General features: G+C 72.2%; 15 protein-coding genes. 5 read left to right on the forward strand and 10 right to left on the reverse strand.

Annotation, left to right across the window (positions count from 1 at the left end):
• The first annotated feature begins 115 nt into the window (after window positions 1–115).
• Window positions 116–769: an ACT domain-containing protein gene (locus JHE00_RS21425; RefSeq protein WP_200321273.1), complete on the forward strand. Its 654-nt coding sequence runs from the start codon at window positions 116–118 to the stop codon at window positions 767–769.
• 7 nt (window positions 770–776) lie between these two features.
• On the opposite strand, the gene JHE00_RS21430 is transcribed toward JHE00_RS21425, so the two are convergent.
• From JHE00_RS21430 to JHE00_RS21445, 4 genes are read right to left on the reverse strand one after another with little or no spacing between them, the layout of a single operon-like run.
• Entirely contained in the window at window positions 777–1,286 is a 510-nt protein-coding gene (locus JHE00_RS21430; protein WP_307832046.1) for a GNAT family N-acetyltransferase, read from the reverse strand.
• The gene (ligA, locus tag JHE00_RS21435; protein ID WP_200320887.1) at window positions 1,283–3,433 is read right to left on the reverse strand and encodes an NAD-dependent DNA ligase LigA; all 2,151 of its coding nucleotides are present in this window, start codon (window positions 3,431–3,433) and stop codon (window positions 1,283–1,285) included. Before ligA ends, JHE00_RS21430 begins: the two co-directional genes overlap by 4 nt.
• 11 nt (window positions 3,434–3,444) lie before the next feature.
• Complete coding sequence (locus JHE00_RS21440; protein ID WP_200320889.1) at window positions 3,445–4,140, reverse strand: hypothetical protein; 696 nt, start codon at window positions 4,138–4,140, stop codon at window positions 3,445–3,447.
• A gap of 10 nt (window positions 4,141–4,150) precedes the next feature.
• The gene (locus JHE00_RS21445) at window positions 4,151–5,197 is read right to left on the reverse strand and encodes a uroporphyrinogen decarboxylase/cobalamine-independent methonine synthase family protein (RefSeq protein WP_200320891.1); all 1,047 of its coding nucleotides are present in this window, start codon (window positions 5,195–5,197) and stop codon (window positions 4,151–4,153) included.
• A gap of 57 nt (window positions 5,198–5,254) precedes the next feature.
• On the opposite strand from JHE00_RS21445, the gene JHE00_RS21450 reads away from it, so the two are divergent.
• Together JHE00_RS21450 and JHE00_RS21455 are read left to right on the forward strand one after the other, a co-directional pair.
• On the forward strand, window positions 5,255–6,088 hold the full coding sequence (locus JHE00_RS21450) for a nitrilase-related carbon-nitrogen hydrolase (protein ID WP_200320893.1): 834 nt from the start codon (window positions 5,255–5,257) through the stop codon (window positions 6,086–6,088).
• 112 nt (window positions 6,089–6,200) lie between these two features.
• On the forward strand, window positions 6,201–7,244 hold the full coding sequence (locus tag JHE00_RS21455) for an MBL fold metallo-hydrolase (RefSeq protein WP_200320895.1): 1,044 nt from the start codon (window positions 6,201–6,203) through the stop codon (window positions 7,242–7,244).
• 105 nt (window positions 7,245–7,349) lie between these two features.
• On the opposite strand, the gene JHE00_RS21460 is transcribed toward JHE00_RS21455, so the two are convergent.
• The 6 genes from JHE00_RS21460 to JHE00_RS21485 all read right to left on the reverse strand — a co-directional run bounded on the left by JHE00_RS21460 (window position 7,350) and on the right by JHE00_RS21485 (window position 14,566).
• Window positions 7,350–8,864, reverse strand: a complete 1,515-nt coding sequence (locus JHE00_RS21460) for a fatty acyl-CoA synthetase (RefSeq protein WP_200320897.1) — start codon at window positions 8,862–8,864, stop codon at window positions 7,350–7,352.
• A 28-nt stretch (window positions 8,865–8,892) separates the two neighbouring features.
• Window positions 8,893–9,981 carry a tRNA 2-thiouridine(34) synthase MnmA gene (mnmA, locus tag JHE00_RS21465; RefSeq protein ID WP_200320899.1) on the reverse strand — a complete coding sequence of 363 codons (1,089 nt, stop codon included), beginning with the start codon at window positions 9,979–9,981 and terminating at the stop codon, window positions 8,893–8,895.
• A 3-nt stretch (window positions 9,982–9,984) separates the two neighbouring features.
• Entirely contained in the window at window positions 9,985–11,187 is a 1,203-nt protein-coding gene (locus JHE00_RS21470) for a cysteine desulfurase family protein (RefSeq protein WP_200320901.1), read from the reverse strand.
• Between the two features lie 48 nt (window positions 11,188–11,235).
• Window positions 11,236–12,591 carry an MFS transporter gene (locus JHE00_RS21475; RefSeq protein WP_200320903.1) on the reverse strand — a complete coding sequence of 452 codons (1,356 nt, stop codon included), beginning with the start codon at window positions 12,589–12,591 and terminating at the stop codon, window positions 11,236–11,238.
• Between the two features lie 118 nt (window positions 12,592–12,709).
• Window positions 12,710–13,177 carry a plasmid transfer protein KilB gene (gene kilB / locus JHE00_RS21480; protein WP_200320905.1) on the reverse strand — a complete coding sequence of 156 codons (468 nt, stop codon included), beginning with the start codon at window positions 13,175–13,177 and terminating at the stop codon, window positions 12,710–12,712.
• A 36-nt stretch (window positions 13,178–13,213) separates the two neighbouring features.
• The gene (locus JHE00_RS21485; protein WP_200320906.1) at window positions 13,214–14,566 is read right to left on the reverse strand and encodes a TrpB-like pyridoxal phosphate-dependent enzyme; all 1,353 of its coding nucleotides are present in this window, start codon (window positions 14,564–14,566) and stop codon (window positions 13,214–13,216) included.
• A gap of 69 nt (window positions 14,567–14,635) precedes the next feature.
• On the opposite strand from JHE00_RS21485, the gene mtnA reads away from it, so the two are divergent.
• Both mtnA and JHE00_RS21495 read left to right on the forward strand, forming a co-directional pair.
• Window positions 14,636–15,631 (forward strand): S-methyl-5-thioribose-1-phosphate isomerase, encoded by a 996-nt coding sequence (gene mtnA / locus JHE00_RS21490; protein ID WP_200320907.1) that lies wholly within the window; start codon window positions 14,636–14,638, stop codon window positions 15,629–15,631.
• A 42-nt stretch (window positions 15,632–15,673) separates the two neighbouring features.
• The gene (locus JHE00_RS21495) at window positions 15,674–16,540 is read left to right on the forward strand and encodes a phosphotransferase family protein (protein ID WP_200320908.1); all 867 of its coding nucleotides are present in this window, start codon (window positions 15,674–15,676) and stop codon (window positions 16,538–16,540) included.
• Window positions 16,541–16,608 lie beyond the last annotated feature (68 nt).

Consider the following 16,608-nt stretch of genomic DNA (forward strand, 5'->3'; position numbering starts at 1 on the left):
GGAGTGCCCGAGAGACGACAGGTCTGAAAGCTGCGGTGAGCTGCTTGAACGAGGTGACGAGGCTGCCCCGGCCGTGGGTGGCGCTGTGCCGGACGAGGACCGAAAGGGGCTCACGGTGTCGTTCCTGATCAGGGTTCAGCTACCTGACAGCCCGGGCACGCTCGGCGCCGTGGCGACGGCGCTGGGCCTCGCCGGAGCCGACATCCTCAGCGTCGACGTGGTCGAGCGCGGCAACGGGCTCGCCATCGACGACCTGGTCGTGGAGCTGCCCTCGGGCAGACTGCCGGACGCGCTGATCACCGCGGCGGAGAGCGTGGAGGGCGTCGAGGTCGACGCCGTGCGCCCCTACGCGGGCGTGCTCGACACCCACCGCGAGCTGGAGCTCGTCGAGGAGATCGCCGCCAAGCCCGCCACCGGGCTCGCACTGCTCGCCGAGGGCGTGCCGAAGATCATCAGGGCAGGCTGGTCCGTGGTCGTGCAGCACAGCGACGACGGCGTGGAGCCGCTCGCGTCGTCCAGCGCCGCCCCCGAGACCGCCATCAAGGACATGCCGTGGCTGCCGCTCGAGCGCGCGACCGTGCTCGACGGCGAGGAGTCGTGGGTGCCTGCCACCTGGCAGGAACTCGGCACCGAGCTGGCGGCGACGCCGCTGGGCAAGCCGGACCGTGCGCTGCTGGTCGGCCGCCCCGGCGGCCCGATGTTCCGCGCCGCCGAGGTCGCCCGGCTCGCGCACCTCGCGGGCATCGTCGCGGTGGTGCTTGACAGCTGAGCCCCGCTCAGGCAGGCAGCTCGTAGGCGATCAGGGCGACGCCCGGCGCGGGTTCCCAGTCGCGTTCGGGCAGCCTGCGAAAACCCAGCCGCTCGTAGAGCCGGTGCGCGGTCCGCATCGTGTCGAGGCTGCACAGCACCACGCGCGACGCGTCGAGCTCGCGGGCACGGTCGAGCACCGCCCTGGTGAGCGCCTCGCCGATCCCACGGCCACGGGCGTGGGCGGCCACCGCGAGCATCCGGAACTCCACCTCGCCCTCGCGCGAGATCTCCGCGTACTCCGAGCCGGGAGCGGCCACGGTGACCGTGCCGAGCAGCGCGCCCGACGGGTCGACCGCGGCCAGCAGCTCGGCGTGTTCGGCGCGGTGCGCGGCGGCGCGCAGCTCCTCGGCGTAGGAGTCGCCCGAACTGTGGCCGAGCAAGCCGTCGGCCCGGTACGCGGCGAGCGTCAGCTCCCCCAGTTCGGCGAACTCCTGGGGCCGCGCGCGGCGCACGGTGTAGTCACTCGGCACAGTCACTCCGCGTCTCCCGCCACCTCGGCGACCTCGCGGGCCGCGTCGGGGCCCTGCTCCAGCAACACGCGGAAACCGTTCTCGTTCAGCACCGGCACCTTGAGCTGCACGGCCTTGTCGTACTTCGAGCCCGGCGCCTCGCCGACCACCACGAACGCGGTCTTCTTCGACACCGAGCCCACGGCCTTGCCGCCCCTGGCCATGATCTGTTCCTTGGCCTCGTCGCGGGAGAACGTCTCCAGCGAACCGGTGACGACGATCGAGAGCCCTTCGAGGTGGCGCGGGATCGAGGTGTCGCGTTCCTCCTCCATCCGCACACCGGCGCGGCGCCACTTGTCGACGATCTCGCGGTGCCAGTCCACGGCGAACCACTCGCGGACGGCCGCTGCGATGGTGGGCCCGACGCCGTCGACGTCGGCCAGCTCCTCCTCGCCCGCCTCGTCGACGCGCTCGATGGAGCCGAACTCCCTGGCGAGTGCCTGCGCCGCCGTGGGGCCGACGTGCCGGATCGACAGGCCGACGATCACCTTCCACAGTGGACGATCCTTGGCCGAGTCGAGATTGGCGAGCAGCCGCGCCCCGTTGGCGGAGAGCTCGCCCGCCTTGGTGACGAACAGCTCGACCCGCAGCAGCTTCTCCTCGTCGAGCTCGAACACGTCGCCCTCGTCGGCCACCACGCCCGCCTGCAGCAACGCGCCCGCCGCCTCCCAGCCCAGCACCTCGATGTCGAAGGCGCCGCGCCCGGCCAGGTGGAACAGCCGCTCGCGCAGTTGCGCTGGGCACGAGCGCGAATTGGGGCAACGGATGTCGACGTCGCCCTCCTTCTGGTGAGCCAGTCGCGTGCCGCACTCGGGACAGTGCGCGGGCATCACGAACTCGCGCTCGGAGCCCGTGCGCACGTCGACGACGGGGCCGAGAACCTCGGGGATCACGTCGCCCGCCTTGCGGATCACCACGCGGTCGCCGATGAGCACGCCCTTGCGCTGCACCTCCTCGGCGTTGTGCAGCGTCGCCATTGCCACTGTGGAGCCCGCGACCTTGACCGGCTCCATCACCGCGTACGGCGTGACCCTGCCCGTGCGGCCCACGTTGACGCGAATGTCGAGCAACGTCGTGGTGGCCTCCTCCGGCGGGTACTTGAACGCGATGGCCCAGCGCGGGGCGCGCGACGTGGCACCGAGCCTGCGCTGCAACGACACCTGGTCGACCTTGGCCACCACGCCGTCGATCTCGTACTCGGCGTCGTGCCGGTGCTCGCCCCAGTACTCGATGTGCCCGACGAGCCCGTCGGCCGACTCGATCACCTTGCTGTAGCGCGACACCGGCAGGCCCCACGCGGACAGCGCGTCGTAGGACTCGGACTGGCGCTGCGGGTCGAAACCGTCGCGCCTGCCGAGTCCGTGGCAGATCAGCCGCAGCGGCCGGGAACGCGTGACCTTCGGGTCCTTCTGCCGCAGCGAACCCGCCGCCGCGTTGCGCGGGTTCGCGAACGGGGACTTGCCCGCCTCCACGAGCCTGGCGTTGAGCTCGGCGAACTCCTCGACGCGGTAGTAGACCTCGCCCCGCACCTCCACCAGGTCGGGCACGGGGAACTCGTCGGTCCCGGTGAGCCGGTCGGGGATGTCCTGCAGCGTGCGGACGTTGAGCGTGACGTCCTCGCCCGTGCGCCCGTCGCCGCGGGTGAGCGCGCGCGTGAGCCTGCCCTTCTCGTACAGCAGGTTCACGGCCAGCCCGTCGATCTTCAGCTCGCACAGGTACCGCGTGGTGCCGCCCACCTCGCGCTCCACGCGCTCGACCCACGCGCGCAGCTCCTCGAGGTCGAACGCGTTGTCGAGGCTGAGCATGCGCTCGAGGTGGTCGTGCGCGGTGAACTCGGTGGAGAACCCGCCGCCGACCTTCTGCGTCGGCGAGTCTGGCGTCGCCAGGCCGGGATACTCGGCCTCCAGCTGCTCCAGCTCGCGCAGCAGGCCGTCGAACTCACCGTCGGTGATCGTCGGCGAATCCAGCACGTAGTACCGGAACTGGTGGCCGCGAACCTCCTCGGCGAGCGCCGTGTGCCGCTCCCGCCGCCCGGCCGGCACGTCGGAGATGTCCTCCGCCACGACCGTCCCGGCGTCCGCTACCTGTCCCGCTGCAAGGTCCTCACTGCTCACAGCCCCAAAGCCTATGCGCTGCCACCGACAATGTCGTCGAGGCCACGAACGAGCTCGCGCAGTTCCACCAGACCGATGGTGCCTTCGGGCTTCGTGATCGCCGTCTCCACCCTGCGTAGCCGCTCGGCGGCCAGCCGCTCGCCCAGCGTCGCGTCGAGTGGCAGGAAGGTCATCGCCTTGCGCGCGGGCTCGGCCAGCTCCGCCATGGCGGGGTGGTGCACGGCGATGTCCACGACGTGCTCGGCCTCGTCGACCTGGGCCACCACCCTGACGTCGGCCAGCGCGATGCGGTGCTCACCGAGGTTCACCGTCACCTTCTCGGGATCGGGCACGGGCGGCACCGAGTCGTGGTACTCCCACAGCGCGTCGTCGGGCGGGGCCGCGGCCTTCCACGCGTCGGTGTAGGGCCGCAGCGCCGGGTCCTCCTGCCCGCTGAGCACGAGCGCGTAGATGGAGCGATGGCCCCGTTCGAGCGAGAACTGCAGCCCGGGATGCACGCGGGCGACGGCGTCGAGCAGCATCGTCTCGACGCGGTGCGGTTCGTTCTCGCCGAGCGCGGAGCTGACCTCGGGCAGCAGCTCGTCCCACTTCCGCCAGAACTCCGCGGCCGCGGCCGCCGGGTCCTCGGGCACGGGCTCGTCGGGCCACGGCGTGCGCGGGTCTGGAGGATCGGCCGCGTCTGCGCCCTTGCGCCGGAACCACTTCACGTCAGCAGTCCTACCAGCCCTGCGGGGGCTCGAGGAACGCTTTGCCGAGATCGCGCGTGAGCGACAGCGCGCGGCGCACCCACTCCCCCGTGGCGCCGGCCAGGCCGCACGTGGGCGTCGGCACGGCGCGCTCGGCGAGGATCGAGCGGTTGAAGCCGAGCCGATCGACCAGGCGCAGTGCGGGACCCGCGACGTCGAGCAGGCTCGGCGGCGCCGGAGGCGCCTCGGCAGGGACGAGGCCGAGCACCAGCTCCGTGCCCGCGTCCCACGCCTCGCCGAGCTCGTCGAGCAGCGAGCCGGGGGCTCCGTCGAACAGGGTCCCGTCGAGCGCGAGCGCCCCGGCCCCCGTCGACCGCAGCAACGCCACGGGCGGACGCGGCGCGCAGCAGTGCACCACCACGGGATTGCCGGTGAGCTTCTCGGCCCCCGCCACGACGGTCGCGAGCAGCTCGCGCGCTTCGGGCGCGGCCACGGCGGGCACCGTGCCGTAGCCCGATGGGGTGGGAATCGCGCCGGCGAGCACGGTCGGCAGCGACGGCTCGTCGAGCTGCACGACCACGCCGGCCCCGGTGCGCTGCGACAGCTCGGACACGTGCCCGGCGAGGCCCTCGAGCAGCGACTCGGCGAAGTCGCGAGTGGCGCCGTGGTCGGTGAGCACGCGGTGCCCCCTGGCCAGTTCGATGCCCGCGGCCAGGGTCCACGGCCCGGCGACCTGGGTCTTGACCACCGACGGCCGGGCGCCTGCCTGGTCGGCGGCATCGGCGAAGGCGTCGACGTCCCAGCGCAGGAGGTCCCGCGCGCGCCGGTGGTGGGCCCCTTGCCGCGCGGTCACGCGATAGCCGCTGGGCACCACCTCGACGGCCAGATCCACCAGCAGCGCGGCGGAGCGGCCGACGACGTCGGCGCCCAGCCCACGGCCGGGCAGCTCGGGTAGGTGAGGGAACTCGGGCAGCTCGCCGAGGATGATCGTGGCGGCCTCGGCCGGGTCGGAACCGGGCATCGAACCGATGCCCGTGCCCACCCCGTGGGGCCATACTTGCTCGGTCACACCCGACATTGTTCTCCAGGTACCTTCTCTCTATCGAAACCCCTGCGAACAAAGGAGGTGAGACGCATGAGAGTGGCACTCGCACAGACCGACTGCCGGCTCGGCGACGTTGACGGGAATCTCGCCGATACCGAACGGATCATCAAGGACGCGGCAGCGCAGAACGCCGACTTGGTGGTCTTCCCCGAGCTGAGCCTCACGGGCTACGCACTCGGCCAGCTGGCCGACGACATCTCGCTGTGGCCGGACGACGCGCGTCTCGCCGACCTGTCGCGGCACGGGCCGGACGTGGTCATCGGCCTGCTGGAGGACGGCCGGATCCGCAGGCACAACACCGCGCTGTACCTGTCGGACGGCCAGATCCTGCACAACCACCGCAAGCTGTACCTGCCGAACTACCTGATCTGGGAGGAACGCAAACACGCCAGCCCCGGCCAGCACATGCGGGCGTTCGAGACCGCCCACGGCCGGTTCGCGACGCTGATCTGCAACGACGCCTGGCAGCCGATGCTGCCGTGGCTCGCCGCGCAGGACGGCGCCGAGCTGCTGATCGTGCCGACCAACAGCGCCGCGAAGCTCACGGGCGGCTCGTTCGACCCCGCCGAGTACTGGCACGACCTGCTCACGTTCACGGCCCGCATGCAGCAGTGCTGGGTGGTGTTCGTGAACCGGGTCGGCGACGAGGCCGGGGTGCGGTTCTGGGGCGGATCGCGCGTGCTCGACCCGTGGGGGTCGGCGGTGGCGACCGCGCCGAACTGGGACGAGTCGCTGCTGGTCGTGGACATCGACCCGAGTGCGGTGCGCCGGAGGCGGCGGGAGATCCCACTGCTCGCCGACGCCCGGCTGGGCCTGCTCCGGCGGGAGCTGGAGCGGCTCATCTCCGAGAGCGGCAGCGACTGAGCAAGCGCTCGGTGACGTCGGTCTCAGGGAACTGGCTCCCGTGCGCGCCGAGCTGTTCTGATCGGAAAGACTGCCGGTTTCGGCACTCTCCCACAGGACAGCGAGGTCGCACGTGGAACCGCTCGAGGACGACAACAGCAGGCACTGGAGCGAACCGGGTGTCTACGCGGTCGCGCCCGGCGTCTACCGGATCCCGCTGCCCCTGCCCAACGACGCGCTGCGGGCCGTCAACGTCTACGCGCTCGTCCACGGTGACTCGCTCGCGCTCGTCGACTCCGGCTGGGCGCTGGACGAGGCGCAGGAGCAACTGGAGGCGGCGCTCGGGGCGCTGGGCGCCGGGCTGGCCGACATCGACCGGTTCCTGGTGACGCACGTCCACCGCGACCACTACACGCTCGCGGTCGCGGTGCGCCGCAAGTTCGGCGGCAGGATCGCGCTGGGGCTGCTCGAAGAACCGTCGCTGACGATCACGGCCCGCCCGGACACCCATCCGATGCTGGCCCAGGTGCGGCTCTTGCGGCGGGCCGGCGCGGCCCCGCTCGCCGACGAGATCGAGGCGCTGTTCGCCGAGCGGGGGCGCAACACCGAGGCGGCGCTCTGGGAGGAGCCCGACGAGTGGCTGACGTCGGACACGCGCGTCGTCCTGCCTGGACGGGAGCTCGACGTCGTGCACACGCCCGGCCACACCACGGGGCACGTGGTGTACACCGACCGGGCGGCGGGCCTGATGTTCTCGGGCGACCACGTGCTGCCGCACATCACGCCGTCCATCGGCTTCCAGCCCGCGCCCGCCGAGCTGCCGCTGCGCGACTACCTCGACTCGCTGCGCCTGGTGCGCGAGATGCCGGACCTGCGGATGCTGCCCGCGCACGGCCCGGTGTCGCCGAGTGTGCACGCACGCGTGGACGAGTTGCTCGACCACCACGACGCGCGGCTCACCGCTATCGGCGAGACCGTCGCGAACGGAGCGCGCACGGCGTACGAGTCGGCGTTGCGGCTCACCTGGACCCGGCGCGCGCGGGCGCTGACCGACCTGGACGTCTTCAACCGGATGCTCGCGGTCCTCGAGACCGGTGCACATCTGGACCTGTTGGCACACCAGGGAAAGCTCACCGCGACGACCGCAGAAGAACCCCGGATCTACACCCTGCCGTAGCGGCGGCCCCACATGCGGTGAAGGGCACCTTTACTGCGTTCAATGCAGTAAAGGTGCCCTTCACCGCAGTCGGCTCGGGGGCGGGCGCGAGCGGGTGGTTGGGGGTTAGTTCGTGAAGCGGTCGCGGAGTTCTCGCTTCAGGATCTTGCCGGAGGCGTTGCGCGGCAGGTCGTCGACGAAGTGCACGGTCTTGGGGACCTTGAAGCCCGACAGCTCGCCCTTCACGTGGGAGAGCAACTCGTCGGCGGTGACGTCCTCCCTGCGCACGACCACGGCGGTGATGGCCTCGATCCACTTCTCGTCAGGCAGGCCCACCACCGCGACCTCACCGACGGCGGAGTGTGTGTAGAGCGCGTCCTCCACCTCGCGGGAGGCCACCATCACGCCGCCGGTGTTGATCACGTCCTTGATGCGGTCGACGACGAAGACGTAGCCCTGCTCGTCGATCCGCACCAGGTCGCCGGAGTGGAACCAGCCGCCGGAGAACGCCTCGTCGGTCTCGTCGGGCTTGTCCCAGTAACCGAGGCACAGCTGCGGCGAGCGGTACACGACCTCGCCCAGCTCCCCCGCCGCGACGTCGTTGTCCTCCGAGTCCACCACGCGCAGCTCGACGAACAGCGCCGCACGGCCCGCCGAGTCCGGCCGCTCCGCGTGCTCCTCCGGCCGCAGCACGGTGGCCAGCGGGCCGATCTCGGACTGGCCGAAACAGTTGTAGAAGCCCAGTTCCGGCATCTCCTCGCGCAGCCGGTCCAGCACCGGCCCCGGCATGATCGAGGCGCCGTAGTAGGCCTTGCGCAGCGACGAGAGGTCGCGCAGCCCGAACTCCGGGTTGTTCACGATCGCCACCCACAGCGTCGGAGCCGCGAAGAACGCACGGTGCCCGTCGTGGGAGATCCTGAACATGATGTCGGAGGGGTCGGGCACCTCCAGCAGCGTGTTGGTGGCGCCGACCATCAGCCACGGCAACAGGAACACGTGCAGCTGCGCCGAGTGGTACAGCGGCATCACGTGCAGCGGCTGGTCGTTCTCGGTGAGGTCGAGGTTCACCACGCACGACAGGTACTCGTGCAGCAGCGCGCGGTGAGTCATCATCGCGCCCTTGGGCCGCGACGTGGTGCCGGAGGTATAGAGCAGCTGCACCAGGTCGTCGTCGGCCACCTCCACGTCGAGCACGGGCACCTCGCCCTCGCTCGCCGCGGCCAGCAGTGAGCCGTCCTCGTCGCGCAGCGGCAGCACGCGCTGCGGCGGCGCCTCGAGATCGTCCAGATCCTCGCGCAGCAACGGATCGGCGAGCACCAGGCTGCTGCCGGACTGCTCCAGCAGGTAGGCCAGCTCGGGCCCTGCGAGGTTGAAGTTCACGGGCACGTGCACGAGCCCTGCCCTGGCGCACGCGAGGAAACCGATCAGGTAGGCGTCGGAGTTCTTGCCGTACGCCGCGACGCGGTCGCCCTTCTCGAGGCCGAGGGCCAGCAGGTGCGCGGCAGCCCTGCTCACCGCGGCGTCGAGCCCGGCGTAGGTCCACTCGCGATCGGCGAAGCGCAGCGCGACCCTCGCGGGCACGCGCGTGGCGCTGCGGCGCAGGACGTCGGAGACCGTGCTGGAGCGGACCGTGCTCGTCATCGAGATACCTCCCGCGGCGTGGAGCGGCTCACGCCGTCGAGGCGATCTTCGCACTCCCGAGTACCAGGTCGCCAGCGGTGTCGGGCCGGTACAGCACCACGACCTGTCCCGGCGCCACACCCCGCAACGGCTCGCGCAGCCGGATGCTGACGTCGTCGTCGAGGACCTCGGCGACGGCGGGCGCGGTGCCGCCGTGCGCCCGCACCTGCACCACGCACTCGGTGGGGCCGTCGAGCGGGCGTTCGCTCGGCCAGATCGGCCGGTCGGCCTCGATGCGGCCGACGCCGAGGTCGCGCGACGAGCCGACCTTGACGGTGCCGGACACGGGCTCCAGCGAGAGCACGTAGCGGGGCTTGCCGTCGGCGGCGGGCGCGTCGATGCCGAGTCCCTTGCGCTGGCCGATCGTGAACCCGTGCACACCGGTGTGCTTGCCCAGCACGGCGCCGGTCTCGGCGTCCACGAGGTCTCCGGGACGCTCGCCGAGCCGCGACTCGAGGAACTTCTTGGTGTCGCCGTCGGGGATGAAGCAGATGTCGTGGCTGTCGGGCTTCTTGGCCACGGCCAGCCCGCGCTCGGCCGCCTCGACGCGCACGTCGGGCTTGCGGGAGCCGCCGAGCGGGAACATCGCGTGCCGCAGCTGCTCCGGCGTCAGTGACGCGAGCACGTACGACTGGTCCTTGTCCTCGTCGGCGCTGCGCCGCAGCTCCGGTACCCCGTCCACAACGGACAGCCGCGCGTAGTGCCCCGTGCAGACCGCGTCGAAGCCGAGTGCCATCGCCTTCTCGAGCAGCGCCTCGAACTTGATTTTCTCGTTGCAGGTGACGCACGGGTTGGGCGTGCGACCGGCGGCGTACTCACCGACGAAGGTCTCCACGACCTCCTCGGTGAAGCGCTCGGCGAAGTCCCAGACGTAGAACGGGATGCCGAGGATGTCGGCGGCGCGGCGCGCGTCGTGGGCGTCCTCGACGGTGCAGCAGCCGCGCGACCCGGTTCGCAGCGTGCCGGGCTTGGCCGACAGCGCGAGGTGCACGCCGACCACGTCGTGCCCCTCGGCAACGGCCCGGGCGGCGGCCACCGCCGAGTCGACGCCCCCGCTCATCGCGGCCAGTACTCGCACCCGTCACACCTCCTGCTTGTGCTTGCGCAGTCCGGCCAGTCCCGCCTGCCTGGCCCTGTCGACGACCGCCCGCAGCTCGCGGGCGAGCGCGTCGACGTCGTCGCGGGTGGAGCTGTGCCCGAGGGAGAACCGCAGCGAACCACGCGCCGACGCCGCGTCGGCGCCCATCGCCAGCAGCACGTGGCTCGGCTCGGCGACACCCGCTGTGCACGCGGACCCCGTGGAGCACTCGATGCCCTTGGCGTCGAGCAGCATGAGCAGGCTGTCGCCCGCGCACCCGGGGAACGTGAAGTGGGCGATACCGGGCAGGCGCCCCGAGGCCTCGCTGGCGGGCACGCCGTTGAGGATCGCGTCGGGCACCTCGTGCAGCACCGCGGCGACGAGGTCGTCGCGCAGCTTGGCCAGGTCGTCGTAGGTCGCCTGCCGGTTGTGCACGGCGGTGCGCACGGCCGTGGCGAACGCGTGGATCGCGGGCACGTCGAGGGTGCCGGAGCGGACCTCGCGCTCCTGGCCCCCGCCGTGCAGCAGCGGCACGCACGGGGTGTCGCGGTCGAGCAGCAGCGCGCCGACACCGTACGGTCCGCCGAGCTTGTGCCCGGTGAGGGTCAGCGCGTTGGCACCGCTCGCCGCGAAGTCGATGTCGAGCGAGCCGACGGCCTGCACGGCGTCGGTGTGCAGCGGGATGTCGTACTCCGCGCAGATCGCGGCGAGCTCTGGCAGCGGGTTGATCGTGCCGACCTCGTTGTTGGCCCACATCACGGTGGCCAGTGCGACGTCACCGGGGTCGGCTTCGATCGCGGCCCGCAGCGTCTCGGGCAGGACGCGGCCGGTGGAGTCCACCTCGAGCCACGTGACCTCGGCGCCGGCGTGGCTCTCGAGCCAGCTGACGGCGTCGAGTACGGCGTGGTGCTCGACAGCGCCGGCCAGCACACGGCGACGGGCCGGGTCGGCCTTGGTGCGGGACCAGTAGATGCCCTTGACCGCGAGGTTGTCGCTCTCGGTGCCCCCGGCGGTGAAGATCACCTCGGACGGCCGGGCGCCCAGCGCCTCGGCGACGACCTCCCGGGCCTCCTCCACCACGCGTCGCGCTCTGCGCCCCGAGGAATGCAGCGAGGAAGCGTTGCCCACGGTGGACAGCGCTTCGCTCATCGCCGTGACGGCGTCGGGCAACATCGGGGTGGTCGCCGCGTGGTCGAGGTAGGTCATCGCCTGTCCAGGGTAGTCCTGCCCCTGCGGACGTCACTGCGGTACTGCTCACGGCCGCCGCACGCCGGTGACCAGGGCCGCGCCACCGGACACGCCGGCAAGGACCAGCGCCAGCACCACCACGGCGGGGCCGGGGCCGCCGGTGGAGGCGAGAGCCGCGAGCAGGACGCCGCCAAAGCCGATCGCCAGCGCTGAGCAGACCCAGTCGGCGAGCTGCATGGCCGAGGTGTTGAAGCCGCGTTCGGCGACCGGCGAGCGCCGCAGGACCAGCACCGAGATCGAGGGCAGCGCGATGCCCATGCCGCCGCCGGCCACGGCGGCGGCGGCGAACGCCAGCCACCCTGGTGACCACGGCTGCGCCACGACCGCGAACAGCACCAGCCCCGCCGCGACGAGCACGAACCCGGCGCGCAGCAGCGTCTCGCGCCGCCAGTCCGGGTAGCGGCCCTGCAGCGCCGAGGCCGCCGACCAGGCCAGGGCCACCACGGTGAGCGGCAGCCCCGCCAGCGCGGCACCGTAGCCGTGGACCGTCGTCAGCGTCAGCGGAAGGAATGCCTCCATCCCGGCGAAGCCGCCCGCCAGCAGGCCGCGCGAGGCGATCACCACGGGCAGGCCGGGTCGCAGGGTCAGCGTGCCCGGGGGCAGGAGCCTGCGCAGGGCCAGCGCAACGGCCACCAGCCCGGCCGTCCCGTACGCGAGCGCGAGCGGCGACGGGTGCTGGGCGGCCCAGGTGAGCGCGGCGACGCCGGTCGCTGCCGCCACGGCGGCGCCGACCCCCGCCCTGCGCACGGGCGCCGCGACCGGGGCCTTGCCGAGACCCCGCACCACGGGCAACAGCAGCGCCTGGGCCACGAACACCAGCGGCACCAGGCCGAGGAAGACCCACCGCCAGCCGATCGTCTCGGTGAGCAGCCCCGCCACGAACGGTCCGACGACGGCGGGCAGCACCCACGCGGCGGCGTTGGCGCCGTAGACGACGGGTCGCTCGCGGTCGGTGTAGACGGCGGCGATGAGCACCGACGTGGCGACCATCAGCGTGCCCGTGCCGAGGCCCTGCAGGAACCGGCCGACGAGCAGCAGCCACATGGTCGGGGCGAACCCGGCCACCAGCAGCCCGGCCAGGAAGATCACGGGCCCGGCGACCAACGAGGGCGCCGGGCCCCTGCGATCACAGACCCTGCCCGAGAGCACGGTCGCGGCGACACTCGCGACGAGAAACGCCGTGAACGGCCACGAGTAGAGCGCCCCGCCGTCGAGGTCGGCGACCATCGTGGGCATCGCGGTGGCCACGCCCAGGTACTCGAAGGCCAGCAACGTGACGATCAGCAGCAGGCCCGCGGTGGTGCCGCGGTGTTCCTTCGTCCAGAGCACCTTCGCTCTGGCGTCCCCCAGCGCTCGTGTCATTCCGACACGATGCAACCTCCACCACGGTGGAGGTCCACCGTCGTCACGAGACGTGGACCTCGTTCTGCTCGCCGGTCTCCTTGCGGCGCGGGGCTTCCCGCACGTCTGCCGGTCCGGCTCAGCGGACCAGCTGTGAGGCGCAAGCGACGAACTGCTGGATGGCCTCCTTCGCCGCCCTGTCCCGCGCGTCGTGCTCGCTCTGGTCCGCGGCGTTCGACATCTGCTGCGTGCTCTTGTAGGCACGCTCCGCCGCCGCCAGCACGTCGGGGTCACCGGTGAGCAGTTCGACCCGGTAGAGCGCCTGCCGGGCCGCTGTCCGCAGCCGGTGCCCCTCCTCGCGCGCCGCCCTGAACGGCGCTCCGTCCGGATCCTCCACCTTGCGGTACCAGCGGTCGCCCTGGCCGCGGCGGTACTCCGCCACCGCGGCCGCGAAGGAGCTGTAGGTGTCGATGCGCTCCTTCCGCAGCGACTCCTCCCGGGTGAACAGCTCGCTGCGCCTGTTCGACTGCCGCTGGAAGACGTGCGTGATCACCGATCCCAGCAGCGTGCCGACCACCGCCACGGCGCTTGTCCAGAAGGCTTCCACCGCGCCAGTCGATCACACGGGCAGCGGCCTCCACCGTCACGGGATCCCGGCGAGCGAGGTCTCCAGCACCTCCTGCGGCAGGTCGTGGTCCACCATCCGCCCCGCGAGGTGGGCTTCGTACGCGGGCAGGTCGAGGTGGGCGTGCCCGCACAGCGCCGTCAGGATCACCTTCTGCTCGCCGGTCTCCTTGCAGCGCAAGGCTTCCCGCACGCACGCTGCGAGCGCGTGGGCCGGCTCCGGCGCGGGGATGATGCCCTCGGCACGCGCGAAGCGCACCCCCGCCGCGAAGCACTCCTGCTGCGGCACGGCGACGGCCTCGAGCAGGCCGAGCTCGTAGATGTGCGACAGCAGCGGCGACATCCCGTGGTAGCGCAGGCCGCCCGCGTGGATGGGGTCGGGGATGAACTCGTGGCCGAGCGTGTGCATCTTCAGCAGCGGGGTGAGGCCGGCGGTGTCGCCGAAGTCGTAGGCGTAGCGGCCCCTGGTCAGGGTCGGGCACGCCGAGGGCTCGACGGCGCGGATCTCCGGTGAGATGCGCCCGGCGAGCTTCTCGCGCAGGAACGGGAAGACGAGGCCGCCGAAGTTGGAGCCGCCTCCGGTGCAGCCCACGATCACGTCGGGGATGTCCTCGGCGAGCTCGAACTGGCGCAGCGCCTCCTCGCCGATCACGGTCTGGTGCAGCAACACGTGGTTGAGCACGCTGCCCAGCGCGTAGCGGGCGTCGGGGTCGGCGGCGGCCTGCTCGACGGCCTCGCTGATGGCGATGCCGAGGCTGCCGGTGGAGTCAGGGTGCTCGGCGAGGATCTTGCGACCGGACTCGGTGAGTTCGGACGGGCTCGGGTGCACCGTGGCACCGAAGGTCTCCATCATGATCTTGCGATAGGGCTTCTGGTCGTAGGAGGCACGCACCTGCCAGACCTCGCAGTCGAGCCCGTAGGTGGCGCACGCGAACGCCAGCGCGCTGCCCCACTGGCCGGCGCCGGTCTCGGTGGTGAGCCGGGTGACGCCCTCGGCGGCGTTGTAGAACGCCTGCGGCACGGCCGTGTTGGGCTTGTGGGAGCCGACGGGGCTCACACCCTCGTACTTGTAGTAGATCCGCGCGGGGGTGCCGAGCGCCTGTTCGAGTCGGCGGGCGCGGAACAGCGGCGAGGGCCGCCACAGGCGGTAGACGTCGAGCACCTCGCCCGGAATGTCGACATAGCGATCCGCTGTGACCTCCTGGGCGATGAGAGCCTGCGGGAACAACGGTGCGAGGTCGGCGGGGCCGATCGGCTCGCGCGTACCCGGATGCAGCGGCGGGGGCGGCGGCTCCGGCAGGTCCGGCACGACGTTGTACCACTGCGTCGGCATCTCGGCTTCGTCGAGCACGTACTTCGTGCGACCGGCCATGGCGCGCCTCCCTGGCGAGCGAGCGACCCCCTGCGAGAACCACGGTGCCAGCGGCGCGGGGCGGGGACAATGGTCGGCGTGGGACGAACGATCGACTGGACCGATGGCGCCGTGGTGATCGTGGACCAGTGCGCCCTGCCCGCCGAACACCGGCTGTTGCGACTGGAGACGGTGACCGAGCTGATCGGCGCCATCCAGCGGCTCGCGGTGCGGGGAGCGCCCGCGCTCGGCGCGGCGGGAGCACTGGGTGTCGCGCTCGCCGCGAGGGCGCACGACGGCGACGCCGGGGCCGTGCGCGCCGACGCCGAACGGCTCGCCACCGCGCGGCCGACGGCGGTGAACCTGCGCTGGGGCGTCGAGCGCGCGCTCGCGAAACTGCCCGGCGGCACGGAGGCCGTACTCGCCGAGGCGCTGACCCTGCTCGACGAGGACGTGCGCGTCAACCGGGAGGCGTCGGGGCACGCGGCGCGGCTGCTGCTCGACCGGTGCGAGCGCCGTCCGCTGCGGCTGCTGACCCACTGCAACACCGGCCGCCTGGCCGCGGTCGACTGGGGCACGGCACTCGGCGTCGTCCGGCACCTGCACGCGGCCCGGCAGCTGGAGTACGTGCTCGCCGACGAGACCAGACCACTGTTGCAGGGCGCCCGCCTCACGGCGTGGGAGCTGGCGCAGGAGAAGATCCCGTACCGGCTGCTGCCCGACTCGGCCGCTGCCGCCGCGATGGCGCGCGGGCTCGTCGACGCCGTCGTGGTGGGCGCCGACCGCATCGCGGCCAACGGCGACACCGCGAACAAGATCGGCACCTACGCCGTGGCTCTGGCCGCCGCCCGCCACGGGCTGCCGTTCGTGGTGGTGGCCCCGTCGTCGACGGTCGACGGCGAACTGCCCGACGGCGGCGCGATCGTGCTCGAACAGCGAGCTCCCGAGGAGGTCACGCACGTGGCGGGCACGCTCGTCGCGCCGGAGGGAGCCGAGGCGTTCAACCCGGCCTTCGACGTCACGCCCGTGGACCTGATCACCGCGGTGGTCACCGAGCACGGCGTGGTGGCGGGCTCCGCGCGGTAATTCACTCGCCCGCTGCGAGCGCCGTGGTTACCGTCGGCGCGCGTGGAGACCTTTCCCGTCGCCGCGCTGTGCGCGAAGCTCGGGCTCACCGGCGAACCGCGGCGCTTCCCCGACGGATCACTGCCCGTCTACGGCATCGGCGACGACCTGGTGCTCAAGCTCTACCCGCCCGAGGACGCCGACGAGGCCGACGCGGAGACCACCGTGCTGCGGATCCTCGACGGCAGGCTCTCGGTGCCGACGCCGGGCGTGGAGCGGACGGGCGAGCACGACGGCTGGCGCTACGTGCTCATGCGCCGCCTGCGGGGCGAGAGCCTGGCCGTCGTGTGGCCCGGGTTGTCCGCCTCGGATCGCACGGAACTCGCGGCCCGGCTGGGCGAGGTGCTCGCCGAACTGCACGCCGTGACCGACCCGCGCATCGGCGTGCTGGAACCCCGGGACTGGGGCGAGTTCGTGCGCGACCGCGCGGAGGTGACCGTCGCGCAACAGCGCGGGTCCGGCCTCGACGAGCGGTGGCTGGAGCAGATCCCCGCGTTCCTCGACTCCGTGGACCTCGGCTCGCCGCCCTCGGTGCTGCTGCACACCGAGTTCCTGCGCGAGCACGTCGTCGTCAGGCCCGAGCGCGGGCGCTGGACGGTGTCGGGACTGCTCGACTTCGAACCCGCGATGCCGGGAGCCGCCGAGTACGACCTGGTGGCCGCGCGCGTGTTCCTCGCGGGCGAGGACCCGGCGTTCCTGCGCACCCTGCTGCACGCCTACGGCTACTCCCCCGCCGAGCTCGACGAGGACTTCGCGCGCCGTTGCCTGGCCTACACACTGCTGCACCGGTACTCGAACCTGGCGGCCTACCTGCGCAGGCTGCCCCCGGCGCCGACGCTCGACGCACTGGCGCCGGCCTGGTTCGGTTGACCAACATGTCCACTGTGGACCCGCGCGGCCGTCGCTACCCGAGAAGCCCACCCCGAGGGGGGCGCACC

It is taken from the genome of Prauserella cavernicola, assembly GCF_016595675.1.
Taxonomy (GTDB): Bacteria; Actinomycetota; Actinomycetes; order Mycobacteriales; family Pseudonocardiaceae; genus Prauserella_A; species Prauserella_A cavernicola.

Excerpts from the sequence above, each read along its gene's own strand:
- mtnA (WP_200320907.1), top strand. The coding sequence starts at position 14,636 with ATGGTCGGCGTGGGACGAACGATCGACTGGACCGATGGCGCCGTGGTG.
- JHE00_RS21475 (WP_200320903.1), bottom strand. The coding sequence starts at position 12,591 with ATGACACGAGCGCTGGGGGACGCCAGAGCGAAGGTGCTCTGGACGAAG.
- JHE00_RS21485 (WP_200320906.1), bottom strand. The coding sequence starts at position 14,566 with ATGGCCGGTCGCACGAAGTACGTGCTCGACGAAGCCGAGATGCCGACG.
- JHE00_RS21470 (WP_200320901.1), bottom strand. The coding sequence starts at position 11,187 with ATGACCTACCTCGACCACGCGGCGACCACCCCGATGTTGCCCGACGCC.
- JHE00_RS21450 (WP_200320893.1), top strand. The coding sequence starts at position 5,255 with ATGAGAGTGGCACTCGCACAGACCGACTGCCGGCTCGGCGACGTTGAC.
- JHE00_RS21460 (WP_200320897.1), bottom strand. The coding sequence starts at position 8,864 with ATGACGAGCACGGTCCGCTCCAGCACGGTCTCCGACGTCCTGCGCCGC.
- JHE00_RS21445 (WP_200320891.1), bottom strand. The coding sequence starts at position 5,197 with ATGTCGGGTGTGACCGAGCAAGTATGGCCCCACGGGGTGGGCACGGGC.